Origin of the sequence: Bacillus sp. ISL-78 (assembly GCF_018613455.1) — a bacterium.
In the GTDB taxonomy this organism is placed as follows: Bacteria; Bacillota; Bacilli; order Bacillales; family DSM-1321; genus Peribacillus; species Peribacillus frigoritolerans.
On record NZ_JAGGQC010000007.1, the window covers coordinates 187860 to 205495 of the forward strand.

16 protein-coding genes are annotated in these 17636 nt (G+C 42.0%); 15 read left to right on the forward strand and 1 reads right to left on the reverse strand.

What is annotated here, in order from left to right; translation table 11 throughout:
* Positions 1 to 26: 26 nt before the first annotated feature.
* From J7I96_RS09645 to J7I96_RS09660, 4 genes are all read left to right on the forward strand, one after another.
* Positions 27 to 1697, forward strand: a complete 1671-nt coding sequence (locus J7I96_RS09645) for a ribonuclease J (protein ID WP_214922967.1) — start codon at positions 27 to 29, stop codon at positions 1695 to 1697.
* Between the two features lie 184 nt (positions 1698 to 1881).
* The gene (locus J7I96_RS09650; protein ID WP_396020081.1) at positions 1882 to 2565 is read left to right on the forward strand and encodes a ClpP family protease; all 684 of its coding nucleotides are present in this window, start codon (positions 1882 to 1884) and stop codon (positions 2563 to 2565) included.
* Positions 2562 to 2789: a YlzJ-like family protein gene (locus J7I96_RS09655; RefSeq protein ID WP_214768491.1), complete on the forward strand. Its 228-nt coding sequence runs from the start codon at positions 2562 to 2564 to the stop codon at positions 2787 to 2789. The genes J7I96_RS09650 and J7I96_RS09655 overlap by 4 nt, the downstream gene beginning before the upstream one ends.
* Before the next feature lie 238 nt (positions 2790 to 3027).
* A complete protein-coding gene (locus J7I96_RS09660) occupies positions 3028 to 5355 on the forward strand; it encodes a DNA translocase FtsK (RefSeq protein ID WP_214922968.1) in 2328 nt (775 codons plus the stop codon).
* Positions 5356 to 5387: 32 nt separating this feature from the next.
* On the opposite strand, the gene J7I96_RS09665 is transcribed toward J7I96_RS09660, so the two are convergent.
* Positions 5388 to 5687 carry a DUF6509 family protein gene (locus tag J7I96_RS09665; protein ID WP_214768489.1) on the reverse strand — a complete coding sequence of 100 codons (300 nt, stop codon included), beginning with the start codon at positions 5685 to 5687 and terminating at the stop codon, positions 5388 to 5390.
* A 304-nt stretch (positions 5688 to 5991) separates the two neighbouring features.
* Between J7I96_RS09665 and J7I96_RS09670 the strand changes: the two genes are divergently transcribed.
* The 11 genes from J7I96_RS09670 (at position 5992) to J7I96_RS09720 (ending at position 17508) form a co-directional block, all read left to right on the forward strand.
* Positions 5992 to 6717, forward strand: coding sequence for a GntR family transcriptional regulator (locus tag J7I96_RS09670; RefSeq protein WP_034313556.1), 726 nt, complete (start codon positions 5992 to 5994; stop codon positions 6715 to 6717).
* Between the two features lie 159 nt (positions 6718 to 6876).
* Positions 6877 to 7965: a BMP family lipoprotein gene (locus J7I96_RS09675; RefSeq protein ID WP_214768488.1), complete on the forward strand. Its 1089-nt coding sequence runs from the start codon at positions 6877 to 6879 to the stop codon at positions 7963 to 7965.
* 200 nt (positions 7966 to 8165) lie between these two features.
* The gene (locus tag J7I96_RS09680; RefSeq protein WP_214922969.1) at positions 8166 to 9701 is read left to right on the forward strand and encodes an ABC transporter ATP-binding protein; all 1536 of its coding nucleotides are present in this window, start codon (positions 8166 to 8168) and stop codon (positions 9699 to 9701) included.
* On the forward strand, positions 9694 to 10737 hold the full coding sequence (locus tag J7I96_RS09685) for an ABC transporter permease (RefSeq protein WP_214768486.1): 1044 nt from the start codon (positions 9694 to 9696) through the stop codon (positions 10735 to 10737). Before J7I96_RS09680 ends, J7I96_RS09685 begins: the two co-directional genes overlap by 8 nt.
* On the forward strand, positions 10738 to 11697 hold the full coding sequence (locus J7I96_RS09690) for an ABC transporter permease (protein ID WP_214922970.1): 960 nt from the start codon (positions 10738 to 10740) through the stop codon (positions 11695 to 11697).
* Between the two features lie 211 nt (positions 11698 to 11908).
* On the forward strand, positions 11909 to 13189 hold the full coding sequence (gene yfmF / locus J7I96_RS09695; protein ID WP_214922971.1) for an EF-P 5-aminopentanol modification-associated protein YfmF: 1281 nt from the start codon (positions 11909 to 11911) through the stop codon (positions 13187 to 13189).
* Positions 13189 to 14475, forward strand: a complete 1287-nt coding sequence (gene yfmH / locus J7I96_RS09700; protein ID WP_214922972.1) for an EF-P 5-aminopentanol modification-associated protein YfmH — start codon at positions 13189 to 13191, stop codon at positions 14473 to 14475. The genes yfmF and yfmH overlap by 1 nt, the downstream gene beginning before the upstream one ends.
* 18 nt (positions 14476 to 14493) lie before the next feature.
* The gene (gene ymfI, locus J7I96_RS09705; RefSeq protein WP_214922974.1) at positions 14494 to 15219 is read left to right on the forward strand and encodes an elongation factor P 5-aminopentanone reductase; all 726 of its coding nucleotides are present in this window, start codon (positions 14494 to 14496) and stop codon (positions 15217 to 15219) included.
* A gap of 80 nt (positions 15220 to 15299) precedes the next feature.
* Positions 15300 to 15557, forward strand: coding sequence for a DUF3243 domain-containing protein (locus J7I96_RS09710; protein ID WP_214768482.1), 258 nt, complete (start codon positions 15300 to 15302; stop codon positions 15555 to 15557).
* Between the two features lie 242 nt (positions 15558 to 15799).
* Entirely contained in the window at positions 15800 to 16591 is a 792-nt protein-coding gene (locus J7I96_RS09715; protein WP_034313530.1) for a DUF3388 domain-containing protein, read from the forward strand.
* A 17-nt stretch (positions 16592 to 16608) separates the two neighbouring features.
* Positions 16609 to 17508 (forward strand): RodZ domain-containing protein, encoded by a 900-nt coding sequence (locus J7I96_RS09720; RefSeq protein ID WP_214768481.1) that lies wholly within the window; start codon positions 16609 to 16611, stop codon positions 17506 to 17508.
* The last annotated feature ends 128 nt before the right edge of the window (positions 17509 to 17636 follow it).

Below are 17636 nucleotides of genomic sequence, written 5' to 3' on the forward strand. Positions count from 1 at the left end.
CGGGATTTTTTAAGGAGGATATTCGATTGGGTAAAGATAAAAATAATGGAATAAAAGTGATTTCTCTTGGAGGACAAGGGGAGCTTGGTAAAAATATGTACGTCGTTGAGGTGAACGAGGACATCTATCTTCTTGATGCAGGATTAATGCTGCCGGAAGACGAAATGCTCGGAATCGATGCGGTCATCCCAGATATTTCTTATTTGATGGATAATAAGGAACGGGTGCAGGGGATATTCATTACCCATGGTCATGAAGACCATATGGGAGCGCTTGCTTATGTCTTGAAATATTTACCGGCTCCTGTTTATGGAACTAAGCTTACACTTGCTTTAATCAAAACGAAATTAAAGGAAGATGGCTTTAACGGCAGGGCAACTTTCACTGAAATCGATTCGGATTCCCTTTTAAGTTTCCCTCAAGCAGCCGTGTCCTTTTTCCGGACTAACCATAGCATTCCCGATTCTGTCGGAGTCGTGATCCATACTCGTGAAGGTGCAATCGTTTATACAGGGGATTTCAAATTCGACCAGGCAGCAACGGATCTATATAAACCGGAAATCGGTAAGATGGCCAGTATCGGTGAAGAAGGTGTCCTATGCCTGCTTTCGGATAGTACCGGTGCCGAGAGGCCAGGTTATACGACTTCAGAAGCAGTTGTGGCCAAAGATATAACAGAGGTTTTCCATGCTGCCTCCGGAAGGATCATCGTTGCGTGCTTCGCTTCGAACATCAACCGGATTCAACATGTTTTCAATGCAGCTGCAGCAAGTCGCAGAAAAGTGGCAGTTGTAGGAAAAAGCCTGCAACGCGTTTATGAAACAGCCTTGAATCTTGGCTACTTAAAGGTCGAAGAAAAGCTGATAATCCCGATTAATGAAATTTGCCATTATGACGACCGTGAAATCGTCGTGTTATCGACTGGTCATCAGGGTGAACCCATTGCAGCACTTCAAAAAATGGCAAAGCAGACCCACAAGCAGGTAACGATCAAAAAGGGAGACACCGTTTTGATCAGTGCATCACCCCTGCAGGGCGGTGAACTTATTTTATCCAAAACCGTCGATTTGCTATACAGGGTTGGTGCTGAAGTGGTATCTGCCAATAAATATAAAGTGCACGTAACAGGGCATGGGAGCCAGGAAGAGCTAAAAATGATGATCAATTTGATGAATCCTAAATTCTTAATCCCTGTACATGGGGAATACCGCCATTTATATGCCCATCAAAAAGTTGGGGTTGCTGCGGGAATTAAGCGTGAAAACATCATAATTGCCGAAAAAGGGGATGTCATCGAACTAAAGGGCAATAAAATGGGGCTTTCCGGCAAAGTCTCTGCAGGAAATATCTTGATAGATGGCAGCGGTGTTGGAGATGTGGGTAATATCGTTCTTCGTGATCGGCGCTTGTTATCCCAAGATGGCATTTTGATTGTAGTCGTCACGTTGAACCGTCAGGATAAAAGCATTGCAGCAGGCCCTGAAATCATTTCAAGGGGCTTCGTATATGTTCGCGAATCAGAAAAAATGATTGCGGAAGCAACTGAAATAGTAAGTGAAATCGTAAAGAAAAATGGGTCGCGCCAGCCTTTTGATTGGTCCACGCTGAAGCAGGAAATGCGTGATGCACTAAACCAATTCTTCTATGAAAAAACGAAACGCCGCCCAATGATTTTACCGATCATAATGGAATATTAAGTAAGTAACCCCTGATTTGAACAGTCAGGGGTTCTTTTTTCTGACTCCATATCTTGAAGAATGAAGTCCGAGACTCGAGACATAATAAAGCTATAGGCTAAAAGAGAAAGGGGTTGGCATAGTGGATAATGCACCATTACCAAATGAAAATGAAGGCAAGCAGGAAGGTAAGAATTCAACTTTAATCGAAAAGATCCAGCAGCTGGGGGCTACTAATGTTCCGCAACTATCTCAAGACTCAAAAATCCATTGTTTGACGATCATTGGACAAATTGAAGGACATATGCAGCTGCCGCCTCAAAATAAAACGACCAAATATGAACATGTTATTCCGCAAATTGTGGCAATTGAACAAAATCCCAATATAGAGGGGCTGCTTGTCATATTAAATACGGTCGGAGGAGATGTCGAAGCGGGACTGGCAATCGCAGAAATGCTGGCTTCCCTATCAAAGCCATCCGTCTCGATTGTACTTGGGGGAGGGCACTCGATCGGTGTGCCGATTGCGGTTTCGTGTGACCATAGCTATATAGCAGAAACAGCAACGATGACGATTCATCCAATTCGTTTGACGGGGCTAGTCATTGGCGTGCCTCAAACCTTTGAATACTTGGATAAAATGCAGGAAAGAGTCATTAAATTTGTTACGCGCCACTCCAACGTTACGGAAGAAAGTTTTAAGGATTTAATGTTTGCCAAAGGAAACTTGACACGTGATATCGGTACGAATGTTATCGGGGCCGAGGCAGTTGAAATCGGTATGATCGATGATGTAGGAGGAGTGGGCCAGGCCATGAGAAAACTAAATAGCTTCATGGAAGAAAGAAGGCCAAAAATTGCCGGGGAAGAGGAGGGGCTTTTGCAATGACGCTTTATACGATCGTTCCTGAAGAAATAATTTTCCCTCATCACCATGAGAAGACGGCGAATTTAATGGAAATGATCTACAATGGTGTACATGTTATGGTTGAACATGACGGTGGCCGCACGTTTCGCATTGATCGAATCGTCAGCACCGATCCTGAAGATTATATGAATGTACACATTCAGCCGGGAGCTGTCATAAATGTGTTTGAACATATGAACCATTAGTAAAAACGACTAACTGAGGTAAATTATGATATACTGGAATGAAAATCAGCAGCCGCTTGGCTGCTTTATTCATTATATGGGAAAAATGTCCTCCTAAAGAATGAATGGTATATATATCAAGGACAGGGTCATATTTATTTGGTATAATCAGTAGCGAACGTTTGTTTCGTGAAGGGAAATCATGTAGTGATGTTGAATAGGAAAGTTAGAATAGTTTCATGAAGAATCAGGTGATCTTATGGCAAAGAAGAAACGCAGAAAAAAGAATAGTACAGAGAAGTTAAAACTAACGCTTAAATATGAATTGATTGGCCTCACCATAATAGGCTTGGCCATCATTGCCATTGCCAAGCTTGGAGCAGTGGGAAACGGGACGGTCTTTTTAATCCGCTTCTTCATGGGGGAATGGTATATCCTCTTTTTGTTGGGAGCAATTGCAGCTGGATTCTATTTGATGATAAAGAGAGAGGTCCCGTACCTGTTGAAACGGCAATTGGTCGGGATGTATTTCCTTGTTGCGAGCATGCTCCTGCTAAGTCATGTTACCCTGTTTAACATGCTTGCAGATGGAGGGCCGTTTACGAAGCCCAGCGTCATTTCGAATACATGGGAACTTTTCTGGATGGAAGTGACCGGCAAGGCCAGCTCAAAGGACCTTGGGGGCGGTATGATTGGAGCGATATTATTTGCAGCTTCATACTTTCTATTCGACGAAGCTGGATCGAAAATCGTTTCATTCCTCTTTATCATTGTAGGTGCCGTCCTATTGACCGGGAAAACGTTAGGTGAAACCCTAGGGAAGTTTTTCAGGGGTCTTGGCGGCTTTTTCAAAAAGCAATGGTCCGCATTCAGAGATGATGTGAAAACGTGGAATGAAGACAAAAAAGAAAAGAAAAAGAATCCCGTGAAAAAGAAGAAACGGCAAAACGAACCGGTGGAAGAAACGGATCAGCCCCCTCTAGAAGAGGAAACACAGGAAATGGCGACGGAACGGATCATTTCCAGCTTTGCTGATAAAGCCTATAGCGACGAAAACGAAATAATTCCCGTTGTTACGGAGCCTGCAGCTGAAAATGCAGGGGACCAGGATGATGCCGTTCCGCCTATGAATTTTACGGAAGTGGAGAATAAAGAATATCTTTTACCGCCTCTTTCTTTGTTATTGCAGCCTAAAAAAACCGACCAAAGCGGAGAGTACCAATTAATTCATGATAATGCGGCAAAACTTGAGCGCACCTTTCATAGCTTTGGGGTGAAAGCGAGGGTCACTCAAGTTCATTTAGGCCCTGCCGTAACCAAATACGAAGTACATCCGGATGTAGGGGTGAAGGTAAGTAAAATTGTCAGCCTATCCGATGACTTGGCCCTTGCACTTGCCGCAAAGGATATTAGGATCGAAGCGCCGATTCCCGGAAAATCGGCAATCGGAATAGAAGTGCCTAACTCCGAAGTGGCGATGGTGTCATTAAGGGAAGTTTTAGAGGCCAAAGAAGTTGACAAGCCTGACGCAAAACTGCAAATAGGCCTAGGGCGGAATATTTCCGGTGAAGCGGTTAAGGCGGAGCTCAATAAAATGCCGCATTTACTAGTGGCTGGTGCTACGGGCAGCGGGAAATCCGTTTGTATCAATGGGATTATCACGAGTATTCTGATGCGGGCAAAACCGCATGAAGTGAAAATGATGATGATCGATCCAAAAATGGTCGAGTTGAATGTCTATAATGGAATTCCCCACTTACTCGCACCTGTAGTGACCAATCCAAAGAAAGCTGCACAGGCTTTGCAAAAAGTGGTCAGTGAAATGGAAAGGCGCTATGAGCTATTTTCTCATTCCGGTACGCGAAATATTGAAGGCTACAATGATTACATTAACCGGTATAACATTGAAGAAGACGCCAAACAACCGCTCTTGCCTTATATCGTAGTCATTGTCGATGAGCTGGCAGATTTGATGATGGTCGCTTCTAACGATGTAGAGGATGCCATCACAAGGCTTGCACAAATGGCTCGTGCTGCTGGCATCCACTTGATAATCGCGACTCAGCGGCCATCCGTAGATGTAATTACAGGGGTCATTAAAGCGAACATCCCATCTCGGATTGCTTTTAGTGTTTCATCAATGACCGATTCGAGAACGATCCTCGACATGGGCGGGGCCGAAAAACTGTTAGGCCGGGGTGACATGCTCTTTCTGCCTTCAGGAGCTTCAAAACCGGTCCGCGTCCAAGGGGCCTTTTTATCCGACAATGAAGTCGAGGAAGTTGTCACATATGTCATTTCACAGCAAAAAGCACAATACAACGAAGAAATGATACCCGATGAAATTGCAGAAACCTCAAATGGTGAAGTCGAAGATGATTTATATGGGGATGCGGTATCCTTGATCGTAGAAATGCAGACTGCATCTGTTTCCATGCTGCAGCGCCGTTTCCGGATTGGCTATACCCGGGCAGCCAGATTGATTGATGAAATGGAAGCGAGGGGAATTGTCGGTCCATATGAAGGCAGTAAACCCCGAAATGTATTGGTTACAAAAGATGAACAAGATGAAGCTCATTCATCATAGGTAAAGAAAAAACCGGGCAGCGGCCCGGTTTTTTAATTATTCATCGCCTCGTCTAAATGTTTAAGGCAGAAGTCGGTAATCATCGCTTCTTCATCTTCTTCTAAATCGAATTCGAGTGCGCCTTCGCTCCCTTTTTCAAAAATATCATATTTAATCAATTTGCCTTTTTGTTCCTCCAAAGCAAAAAGCACCCGGATATATAAACCATTTTCTGAAAAGAGCTCATCCTCTTCAGGCACTTCAATATCCAAGAACAACTCGTAACGTTCCCCGGACAAAATACCAAATGGATCATTCAATTTTTCGATTGTGTATTCTGTAATCTTTAACATCTTGTGTACATCCCTTCAAAGAAGATAAATCCTATTATACAGGAAAAAAGCATCTTGAACATAGCTGGATGCATCTAGCCTTTCACTTTAAGATTTATCTGATTTAGGAGAATAATCGTACAAATTCTGCAGCCACATCTAGATTGAAAGACACAGGGAAGGGTAATTTCTCCTAAATTCTTTTAAAGTAAATAGTAAAACACTATTTATTTATATTAAAAAAAATGTTATATTATTTTCGATTAGTAGGAATGATTCAACATCAGAGGTCTGATGTCTTAAGAAATTAGCTGGGGGAAACTGTATGTCAATAAAATCAGATAGTCGACATTTATATTTGCAGGTCATTGATTACCTGAAGCAGGATATTGAAGCTGGAGTCTATCAGGAAAATGAAAAATTCCCTTCAGAATTCGATCTTGCGAAAAAATTGGGAGTTAGTAGGGCGACACTTCGAGAAGCGCTGCGAATTTTGGAAGAAGAAAACATTATCATTCGCCGCCATGGAGTTGGGACTTTCGTCAATCCGAAACCTCGGTTCACCTCAGGTATCGAGCAATTAAAAAGTGTCACGAACATGATTGAAGAGGCAGGGATGAAGCCGGGTACGATTTTCTTAAGCTCGACGGCCCAAGAACCTACAGAAGAGGATATACGCAGGTTTTCTTGTTCTACAGACGAACGCATCGTCAGCATCGAACGAGTAAGGACTGCGAACGGGGAGCCAGTCGTCTACTGTATTGACAAAATTCCTGAATCTATTCTTTCAGAAAATTTTGACCGTAATGATGAGTCCCTTTTTGATATTTTGGAAAGAGATGCGCATCGGAAAATTACGCATGCCGTAGCGGAGATTGAGCCTATTGGATATCATGAGAAAGTTTCTCCAATCCTTAAATGCTCGCCAGAAGCCGCGCTACTCGTTTTAAAGCAGATGCATCTGGATGATTGGGACCAGCCTATCCTGTATTCTGTTAACTACTTTAAAGCCAATATGTTCAGCTTTCATGTTCTTCGTAAACGTGTGTAGGCCTTGACTCTGCATACGGATGAATGCAAGCGATTGTTTCGATTCCAAAAAAGTCGATCAAACGTATGCAAAAAAAATTAACGAGAAGTGAAAACGCAAACATAAATGACTTTTCAGAACATTCCTGCTCAAAAACTATGTAAATTAGGGGGATAAAAATTGAAAAAGCGCAAATTAGGACTAGCTCTTTCACTTGTTCTTGCAGCAGGTACGCTACTGGGAGCATGTGGTAATTCAGAGAATGATGATAAAGAATCTTCAAATGGGAAAAACAAAGATAACTTCACTGTTGCGATGGTAACTGATACTGGCGGCGTGGATGACGAGTCGTTCAACCAATCAGCTTGGAAGGGAATTCAGGAATTCGGTAAGGATAATGGTCTGGAAAAAGGTAAAGATGGCTACAACTACCTGCAATCTAAATCTGATGCCGATTACGCTAAGAACCTGAATACGCTTGTACGTGAAGATTATCAACTAATCTATGGTATCGGTTTTCTTTTAGCGGAAGCTGTTGGTGAAGTGGCTGACCAACGTCCGGATTCACACTTTGCCATCGTGGATACAGTTGTTGACAAAAAGAATGTAGCCAGCATTAATTTTAAAGAGCAGCAAGGTTCTTTCCTGGTAGGTGTAATTGCCGGAATGCAAACGAAAACAAACAAAGTCGGTTTTATCGGCGGAGTTGAATCTGAGTTAATCAAGAAATTCGAAGTTGGGTTTAAGGCTGGGGTTTTATCTGTAAATCCGGATGCAAAAGTTGAAGTTAAATATGCCGGAGATTTCAATAAAGCTGATATCGGTAAATCAACTGCAGGCTCCATGTATTCTTCAGGTGTCGATATCATTTATCATGCTGCTGGCGGAACTGGTAAAGGTGTATTCACTGAAGCAGTAGAGCAAAAGCAAAAAGATCCTAAGAGAGAAATCTATGTTATCGGTGTAGATAGCGACCAAGCTAAATTGGGGGCAGTTCCTGGAACTGACGACAACATCACTCTGACTTCCATGTTAAAACGTGTTGACGTGGCAGTTAAAGACCTTTCCGAGAAAGCGAAAGAAGGAAACTTCCCAGGCGGAAAAGTAATTGAGTACGGTATCGAAGAAAATGGTGTAGGCATTTCCGAAACAAAAGATAACGTAACAGAAGAATCTTTAAAAGCGGTCGAAGAATGGACAGAAAAAATTAAATCAGGTGAATTCGTCGTTCCGGGTACGGATGAAGAATTCGAAAAACTTGATTTATAAGCTGTAATGCCAGAAAGAATAGGGAGGCAGAAATGCCCTCTATTCTTTCTTTTCCCAATCACGCTTTGCCTTAAAAATATCGAATGAAAAACTATGAAAGAATCGTAGTTTTTCATTTGGTTTTTTTTAAAAAATCAATAAGCTAGTAAAGCAATGAATGATTAAAGAATATTTACACTCATTTTAGGAGTTGATAATACGTGGAATATGTAATTGAGATGCTTAATATCCGTAAGGAATTCCCCGGCATCGTCGCAAATGATAACGTTACACTTCAGGTTAAAAAAGGGGAGATTCACGCATTATTAGGTGAAAATGGCGCGGGTAAATCCACTTTGATGAATGTTTTATTCGGTTTATACCAGCCTGAGCAGGGAGAAATCCGTGTCAATGGGAAGCCAGTCAAGATTACCAGTCCCAACATTGCCAATGATTTAGGGATTGGGATGGTCCATCAGCATTTTATGCTCGTTGACCCTTTTACAGTAACGGAAAATATCATTTTAGGAAAAGAACCATCCAAAGCGGGTAAGATCGATTTAAAAGAAGCGAGTGATGAAGTTAGGAAACTATCAGAACAATATCAGCTTCGTGTTGACCCCTATGCGAAAATTGCCGATATTTCAATAGGGATGCAGCAGCGTGTCGAGATTCTTAAGACGCTTTACCGTGGTGCGGAAATATTGATTTTTGATGAACCGACCGCTGTATTGACTCCTCAAGAAATCAAGGAATTGATTTATATTATGAAAGCCCTTATCAAAGAGGGTAAATCTATCATTTTAATCACACACAAACTTAAGGAAATCATGGAGGTTTGTGACCGGGTAACGGTTATCCGCAAAGGGCAAGGAATTGGTACAGTGAACGTCAACGAAACGAATCCTAACGAATTGGCGAGCTTGATGGTCGGTAGGGAAGTTCTATTCAAGACGGAAAAAACGGCCGCTACTCCTTCGGATGTAGTTCTCGAGGTTCAGGAACTGGAAGTCAAGGATTCCCGGGGCGTTTCAGCTGTTCGGAACTTGGATTTAACAGTCCGTGCAGGAGAAATTGTCGGTATTGCCGGTGTAGATGGAAACGGTCAATCCGAACTGATTGAGGCATTGGCTGGCCTAAGGAAGACAACAGCTGGTTCGATAATGCTAAATGGAAAAGAAATCAGGAATCTGAAGCCGCGTAAAATTACTGAAGCAGGTGTCGGCCATATTCCAGAAGACAGGCATAAGCATGGCTTGGTTCTCGATTACAGCATTGGGGAAAATATTGTCTTGCAAACCTACTATCAAAGGCCTTTCTCAAAAGCCGGTATCTTGAACTCAAAGAAAATATTTGAAAAAGCCCGTTCATTGATCAAAAGCTATGATGTTCGGACTCCGAGTGAATATACCCCGGCAAGGGCTCTTTCTGGCGGGAATCAGCAAAAAGCGATCATCGGCCGGGAAGTTGATAGGAACCCGGATTTATTGATTGCCGCACAGCCAACACGCGGGCTTGATGTAGGAGCGATCGAGTTTATCCATAAACGGCTCATTGAACAGCGTGATGCAGGAAAAGCGGTACTTCTCATTTCATTTGAATTGGAAGAAATCATGAATGTGAGCGATAGGATTGCCGTTATATACGAAGGGGAAATCGTCGCAATTGTCAATCCGAAAGAAACGACTGAACAGGAGCTAGGCCTTCTAATGGCCGGCAGTAAACGGACGGAAGCAGGTGGAAAACAAAATGTCTAAGTATTTATCTAAATTAACGAGTCCGTTAATAGCAGTTATCCTCGGCTTAGTCGTTGGGGCCATAATCATGTTAGTAAGCGGCTATGACCCAGTTGCCGGCTATGGCTCCATGGTAAATGGGATTTTTGGGGATTCTTATTATGTAGGGGAATCCGTCAGGACAATCATCCCTTATATCCTTGCCGGTTTGGCAGTGGCTTTTGCTTTTCGCACGGGCCTTTTCAATATCGGTGTGGAAGGGCAATTGATTGTAGGCTGGCTGGCGGCAGTTTGGGTCGGAATCGCTTTTGATCTTCCAAGGATCATCCATTTGCCATTGGCCATCTTAGTTGGTGCAGCTGCCGGGGCATTGTGGGCATTTATCCCTGGTTATTTAAAAGCTAAGTTCCGTGTACATGAAGTAATCGTTTCTATCATGTTGAATTATACAGCTTTATATGTGACGAATTATTTAATTAGGAATGTAATGACTGACAAGCTGGATAAAACAGAAAGAATTGCTGATACAGCATCTCTGCGGTCTCCTTTTTTTGAAAGCATTACGGATTTTTCCCGGATGCATTGGGGAATAGTGGTAGCGATTATTTGCGTAATCATCATGTGGTTCCTACTTGAAAGGACCAAAACCGGCTTTGAACTGAAAGCGGTAGGTTTCAATCAGCACGCGTCCGAGTATGCAGGGATGAGTGTCAATAAGAACATCATACTTTCCATGGTTATTTCAGGTGCTTTTGCAGGACTTGCTGGTGCGATGGAAGGTCTTGGAACTTTCGGTTATGCCGCAGTCAAAGGCGGGTTCACAGGTATGGGCTTTGATGGGATTGCAGTAGCCTTATTAGGGGCGAATACAGCTATTGGTGTTGTGCTTGCAGCCTTATTATTTGGAGGACTGAAAGCCGGGGCCTTAAATATGCCGCTAGAAACCGGAATACCTAGTGAAATTGTGGATATTGTCATAGCATTGATCATTTTCTTCGTCGCTTCCAGTTATTTTATTCGTTGGATTGCCGCTCGATTTAAGAAAGGGGTGAAATAAGTGGATTTTTACCAAGTATTACAAATTATTATTCCATCTATGATAGCTCTAGCTGCTCCACTTATTTTTACTTCACTCGGAGGAGTGTTTTCTGAACGGGCTGGTGTCATAAACATCGGTTTAGAAGGTTTGATGGTCATTGGTGCCTTTACAGGGATTGTTTTTAACTTAATGTTTGCTGATGTATTTGGTGAATGGACTCCTTGGCTTGCCGTCTTAGCGGCTATGGTTGCCGGCTTGCTGTTTTCCATTCTGCACGCTGTGGCATGCATTACGTTCAGGGCGGACCAAACGGTTAGTGGGGTAGCCATCAACTTGTTGGCAGTTGGTCTGACCATGTTCTTGGTGAAGCTGATTTTTGACAAAGGTCAAACTGATAGAATCACAGAAACATTCCCAAGGATTGATGTTCCGTTACTAAGTGATATTCCATTTATTGGCCCCATCTTTTTCGCAAATGGTTATTACATCGTATATATAGCGATTCTCATATCTTTTGTCGTTTGGTATGTACTTTATAAAACACCATTCGGGTTAAGGATCCGTGCCGTGGGTGAGCATCCAATGGCTGCTGATACGATGGGTGTCAATGTTACGAAAATCCGATATGCCGCCGTTTTATTATCAGGTGCTTTTGGGGGTATCGGCGGAGCGATTTATGCTACCATCTTTTCAAATGAATTCAATCATGCGACAATTAATGGTCAAGGTTTCATGGCCATTGCCGCCATGATTTTTGGTAAGTGGCACCCAATCGGGGCAATGGGAGCAGCTTTATTCTTTGGTTTGGCTCAAAGTTTGAGTATCGTTGGCTCGAGCCTTCCCTTCTTCAAGGATATTCCATCAGTTTACCTCTTGATCGCTCCATATGTTCTGACGATCATTGCGCTAACTGGTTTCATTGGACGTGCAGATGCTCCTAAAGCATCCGGACAGCCATACATCAAAGGAAAAAGATAAGTGTCTAACCGGTCAGCAAACTGTGCTGGCCGGTTTTTTTCTTTTGAGGTTGAGCCATAAGTGATGGTGAGCTGGTGAAAAACGAAAAAAAGTAGCTGTAACTTGCATGATTTTTCCTTTCACATGTATATTTTAAGTAGATGTTTAAAAGGGTTCCAATCTACAAACAATAAGCTAATAAAGGTGAGTTATATAATGAGGAGGATTATTCATGTCTATTGCTTCCGATACAATTACGGAAAAAAGCGGCTACAAGCTTCATGTGGTCCGGACGGATAAATATAAAACGAATACTCTCGTGCTGAAGATGAAAGCCCCTTTGACGAAAGAGGACGTTACATATCGTGCATTGCTGCCATATGTGTTACAAAGCAATACAAGTAAATATCCTACAACACCCGAGCTTCGATCTTATCTTGATGATTTATATGGAGCAGGGTTTTATGTCGATGTAGCTAAAAAAGGAGAATATCAAATCATAAGTTTTACGATTGATATCGTAAATGAAAAATTCCTTAGTGATTCAACCCCGCTTCTTGAAAAGGCTTTTGGGCTATTATCAGAGGTGATCTTCAATCCGAAGAAAAACGGCGAAGCCTTTGACTCTAAAACGGTTTCCAATGAAATCCGTTCCTTAAAACAGCGGATTCAATCCATTTCCGATGACAAAATGCGATATTCAGCTACACGTCTAGTAGAGGAAATGTGCAAAAACGAACCATATGCTTTAGAAGCGAGCGGTAATCTTCAAGACTTGGAAACGATAACTCCAGAGTCCCTATTCGCCTACTATAAAAAAATGCTGTCGGAAGATGAAATCGATTTATATGTAATCGGCGACATCGATGGATCGGAAGTGGAGGCGCTGGCTGACAAGTATGTGTCGTTGCAAGAACGTAAGCCTGTTAGACTGCCAAGGGAGACGGGCAAGTCAGTGGAGAAGGAAAAAGAAATCATCGAGAATTCGGATGTGAAACAAGGGAAATTGAATATCGGTTATCGAACCCAAGTTGCATACGGTGATCCGGATTATTATGCTCTTCAGCTATTCAATGGGATTTTTGGTGGCTTTTCACATTCAAAACTTTTCATTAATGTCAGGGAGAAAGCCAGCCTTGCTTATTATGCAGCTTCAAGGCTTGAAAGTCATAAAGGTCTATTGATGGTCATGGCCGGCATTGAAAATGCCAACTACAAGCAGGCATTGGATATCATTCATGCACAAATGAAGGAAATGAAGCAAGGGAACTTTTCCGATGAAGAACTGGCACAGACAAAGGCGGTCGTTAAGAACCAGCTCCTTGAAACCATTGACGTTTCGAGAGGGCTTGTGGAAATTTTATATCATAATGTGATTTCCGGGCAGGATATATCACTCGACGAGTGGTTTGCAAAAACAGAGCGGACGACAAAGGACGAAATCATTGCAGTCGGTCAAAAGATCCAGCTTGATACGATTTATTTCCTAACGGAAGCGGAGGTGCAAGGGTAATGGAAAAAATAGCATTCACTCAATTGAAAGAAGAGCTTTTCCATGAAAAAATGGATAATGGTCTCGAAGTATATATTCTTCCGAAAAGCGGGTTCAATAAATCATTTGCGACTTTCACGACGAATTATGGTTCAATCGACAACCATTTCAAACCATTGAATGAAACGGAATTCTCAAAAGTACCAGATGGGATTGCCCATTTTCTTGAACATAAGCTATTTGAAAAGGAAGATGGTGATGTTTTTCAGCAATTTTCAAAGCAGGGAGCATCTGCAAATGCCTTTACCTCTTTCACCCGTACAGCTTATTTATTTTCCAGCACGTCTGATTTCGAAAGGAATCTAACTACCTTAATTGACTTTGTCCAGGATCCTTACTTTTCGGAAAAGACGGTAGAGAAGGAAAAAGGAATCATTGGGCAGGAAATCAACATGTATGATGATAATTCAGACTGGCGGTTATATTTCGGGACGATTGCCAATATGTATCATCAGCATCCAGTGAAAATCGATATTGCCGGTACTGTGGAATCGATTGCAGGTATTACGAAAGATATGCTTTATGAATGTTATAATACGTTTTACCATCCTAGCAACATGCTCCTATTCGTTGTAGGACCGGTAGATGTCGAAAGTACCATGAAACTGATTCGGGATAACCAAAATGATAAAGGCTACAACGAACAACCAGCAGTGGAACGTAAATTTGACGAAGAGCCGGAAATCGTTGCCAAGGATAAAGAAGTCTTAAGGATGAATGTCCAGACACCAAAAGTGATGCTGGGGATCAAGGCCATCAATGTAAACCAATCCGGTTTACAGCTTTTGAAAAGGGAATTGGCGACCAGTATTTATTTGGAAATGCTGTTTGGCAAGAGTTCGCCTTTGCATGAGGAGCTGTATGAGGAAGGGTTGATCGATCAAAGCTTCTCATATGATTACACACAGGAACAAGGTTTTGGGTTTGCGTTAATTGGCGGGGACAGCGCCAAACCTGATGAGTTGATGGAGTCTTTATTCGGTATCCTGCAAAAATCAAAAGCCGGTACCGGCCTGAATGAAGAAAGCCTGCAAAGGACAATCAAGAAAAAAATCGGTTCCTTCCTTCGTTCCTTGAATTCGCCGGAATATATAGCGAATCAATTCACCAGATATGCATTCAATGATATGAACTTGTTCGATGTTGTACCAGTATTGGAAAAACTAACCATCGAAGATATCAACGAGGTCGCCAAGGACTTAATATCCGATGAACGGATGACAGTCTGTCAGGTACTTCCGAAATAATATAAAGGGGGCGTGAAAGTGGGGAAACGTTTTGCCCTTATTACAGGAGCCAGTGGAGGAATCGGCAGGGAAATCGCTATAAAGCTCGCCGAGGAGAATTACTCACTTTATTTACATTATAACAGCAATGAAGAAGCCATACTTACCCTGATTGAAGAACTGAAGCCTCATCAAGTCGAACTTATTCCGATACAAGCGGATTTGGCTGCACCGGACGGCTACAAGAAATTGGCGGAAAATATTTTTGCCCTCCATGCAATCGTCCTTAATAGTGGCAATAGCTATTACGGGCTTATATCTGACATGGATGAGACTATCGTTACTGAAATGGTTCAGCTGCATGTAACGAGCCCTTTCCAATTAACAAAGGAACTGCTTCCGAAGCTTATGTACCAAGAACAGGCTGCAATCGTTGCCGTCACATCGATTTGGGGGCAGACAGGTGCATCGTGTGAAGTTTTATATTCAATGGTCAAAGGCAGCCAAAATGCATTTATCAAGGCGCTTAGCAAAGAAGTATCGCTTAATGGAATCCGGGTGAATGCCGTTGCCCCGGGTGCGATTTCCACTTCCATGCTCGAATCTTTCAGTGCAGAAGATCTGGAAATCATCAAAGCCGATATCCCGATGGGCAGGATGGGGCATTCCAAAGAAGTCGCAGAGGCCGTATACTATTTGCTTTCCGACAAGTCGTCCTATATAACCGGGCAAATTTTAGGCGTAAATGGCGGATGGTACACATGATTTTTTTAAAGACATGTATAATTTCCTCGGTTCCTTCACAAAATATCTTTGTACTATTTTGAAGGAAAGGGTGACCATTCATGTCTGTACTGGACAATTGGGATCAATGGAAAAACTTTTTAGGCGACAGATTACATCAAGGTGAACAACAAGGCTTGTCAGGAGACGCTGTTAACAACTTGGCTTTCGAAATCGGTGATTACCTAGCTAATCAGGTTGAGCCCCAGAATGATCAAGAGAAAGTGCTTGCTGATCTTTGGTCAGTGGCAAGCGATCAAGAAAAACATGCCATGGCAAGTGTCATGGTCAAGTTAGTCGAGAACAATGGAACGAAGTAAAATATGAATCCAAAAGGCCCTGTTATTAATTAACAGGGCCTTTTGGATTCAAGGGGGATGACTATTTGTCCTCTTATATAAAAATGAATACTTTTATAGGGTTTTTCCTTTTAACTTATCACGAAATGCTATATTATAGAAGCTAGACAATTAATATTAAAGTGTTCAGACTTGAAATTTACGATGGATAAGTTTTTTGCCCATGATTAGGGCAAAAGCTTTTAGGCTTAAGGAGTGTTATCGTGGATAATAAAGAATGGTATTTTGAATATGAAATTCAAGTCAACCGTCCTGGTTTATTAGGGGATATTTCATCCCTTCTAGGTATGCTTTCCATTAATATCATCACCATTAACGGGGTAGATGAAGGCAGGCGTGGGTTACTTTTGTTGGCCAAAGACAGCCGTAATATAGAAAGATTCGAGTCAATTCTCCGTACAATGGATACGATAAAGGTCATTAAGCTTAGGGAACCTAAATTACGTGATCGCCTCGCAGTCAGGCATGGACGCTATATCCAGCGCGATGCCGATGAGAAAAACACCTTTAGGTTTGTTCGTGATGAACTAGGCTTGCTTGTCGATTTCCTGGCCGAGCTATTTAAACAGGAAGGTCATAAATTGATCGGGATCCGAGGGATGCCCCGTGTCGGAAAAACTGAATCTATCGTAGCGTCGAGTGTTTGTGCAAATAAGAGATGGTTGTTTGTGTCATCGACCCTTCTAAAGCAGACTATCCGCAGCCAGCTTATTGAGGATGAATATAATAATGATAATTTGTTCATTTTAGATGGAATTGTTTCCACTCGCCGTGCAAATGAGCGTCATTGGCAGTTGATTCGTGAAATAATGAGGCTTGATGCTGTCAAAGTAATCGAACATCCGGATGTTTTTGTCCAAAATACGGAGTATACCCTCGAAGACTTTGATTATATTATTGAATTGCGAAACAATCCTGAAGAAGAAATAACATATGAAGTTGTCGACCAAAAAGACCAGTTTTCAGGGTCCGATTTTGGTTCCTTTGACTTTTAAAATGGCAGGTGTTTTATTTGACTGAGTTGGGTAATCGATTAAAGGAAGCTAGGGAAGCCAAAGGTCTTAGCTTAGAAGATTTGCAGGAATTAACAAAGATCCAAAAGCGTTACCTCATTGGCATTGAAGAGGGAAATTACAGTATGATGCCTGGAAAGTTCTATGTACGGGCATTCATAAAGCAATATTGTGAAGCGGTCGGATTGGATTCAGAAGAGATTTTCGAACAATATAAGAGTGAAATACCATCGATTTATAGTGAGGAATTGCCAGAACAGCTTTCACGGGTCCAAACCCGGAAAACCATTCCGGCAGGAGATTCAAAGGTTGTGGAATTGTTACCGAAGATTTTGGCTGCCGTTTTAGTCATTGGTGCGGCCGTATTGATTTGGGTTCTGGTATTGAACTATATGAGCAATCCGGATAACGATGACAAAAAGGACGCAAAACAGAGCGATGCCGTGGATTACAATAAAAGTGAAGAGTTTAACAAAGAAGAAGCTAATGCAGACCAAAAACAGACTGAAGATAAATCAGATTCATCTGAAAAGAAGAATGAAGATGATACAGCAGTCAAAGATGAAGAGAAAGAGCAAAATCTTGCCGTCACAAGTTCCAGCGGTAAAAATAGTACCTATGAATTAAAAAATACCGATACTTTTAAATTAAAGGTGACCTCCAAAGGCTCACCATGGGTCGGCATAAAAAATGGTGAAGGTAAATTACTTTTCCAGGGCACTATCGAAAAGGACAAAAGCCAGGAAATTGATTTCACCAATGAAAAAGAAGCTGTCATCAACATAGGCAGGGCATATGAAACTGAGATTTATGTGAATGATGAAAAGCTGGAGTATTCCATTTCACCGACTGAAGTGAATACGCAATTGGTTACGATACAATTTACGAAAGCCGAATAGTCATCTTATAGATGACTATTTTTGCTCTATATAATAGTAAGGCGGCGGGAAATGGTTCACCCGGCATATAAGATTGGATTTTGAGTTAAATTATACATATAAGCATTATTTTGATCTAAGACGCATTG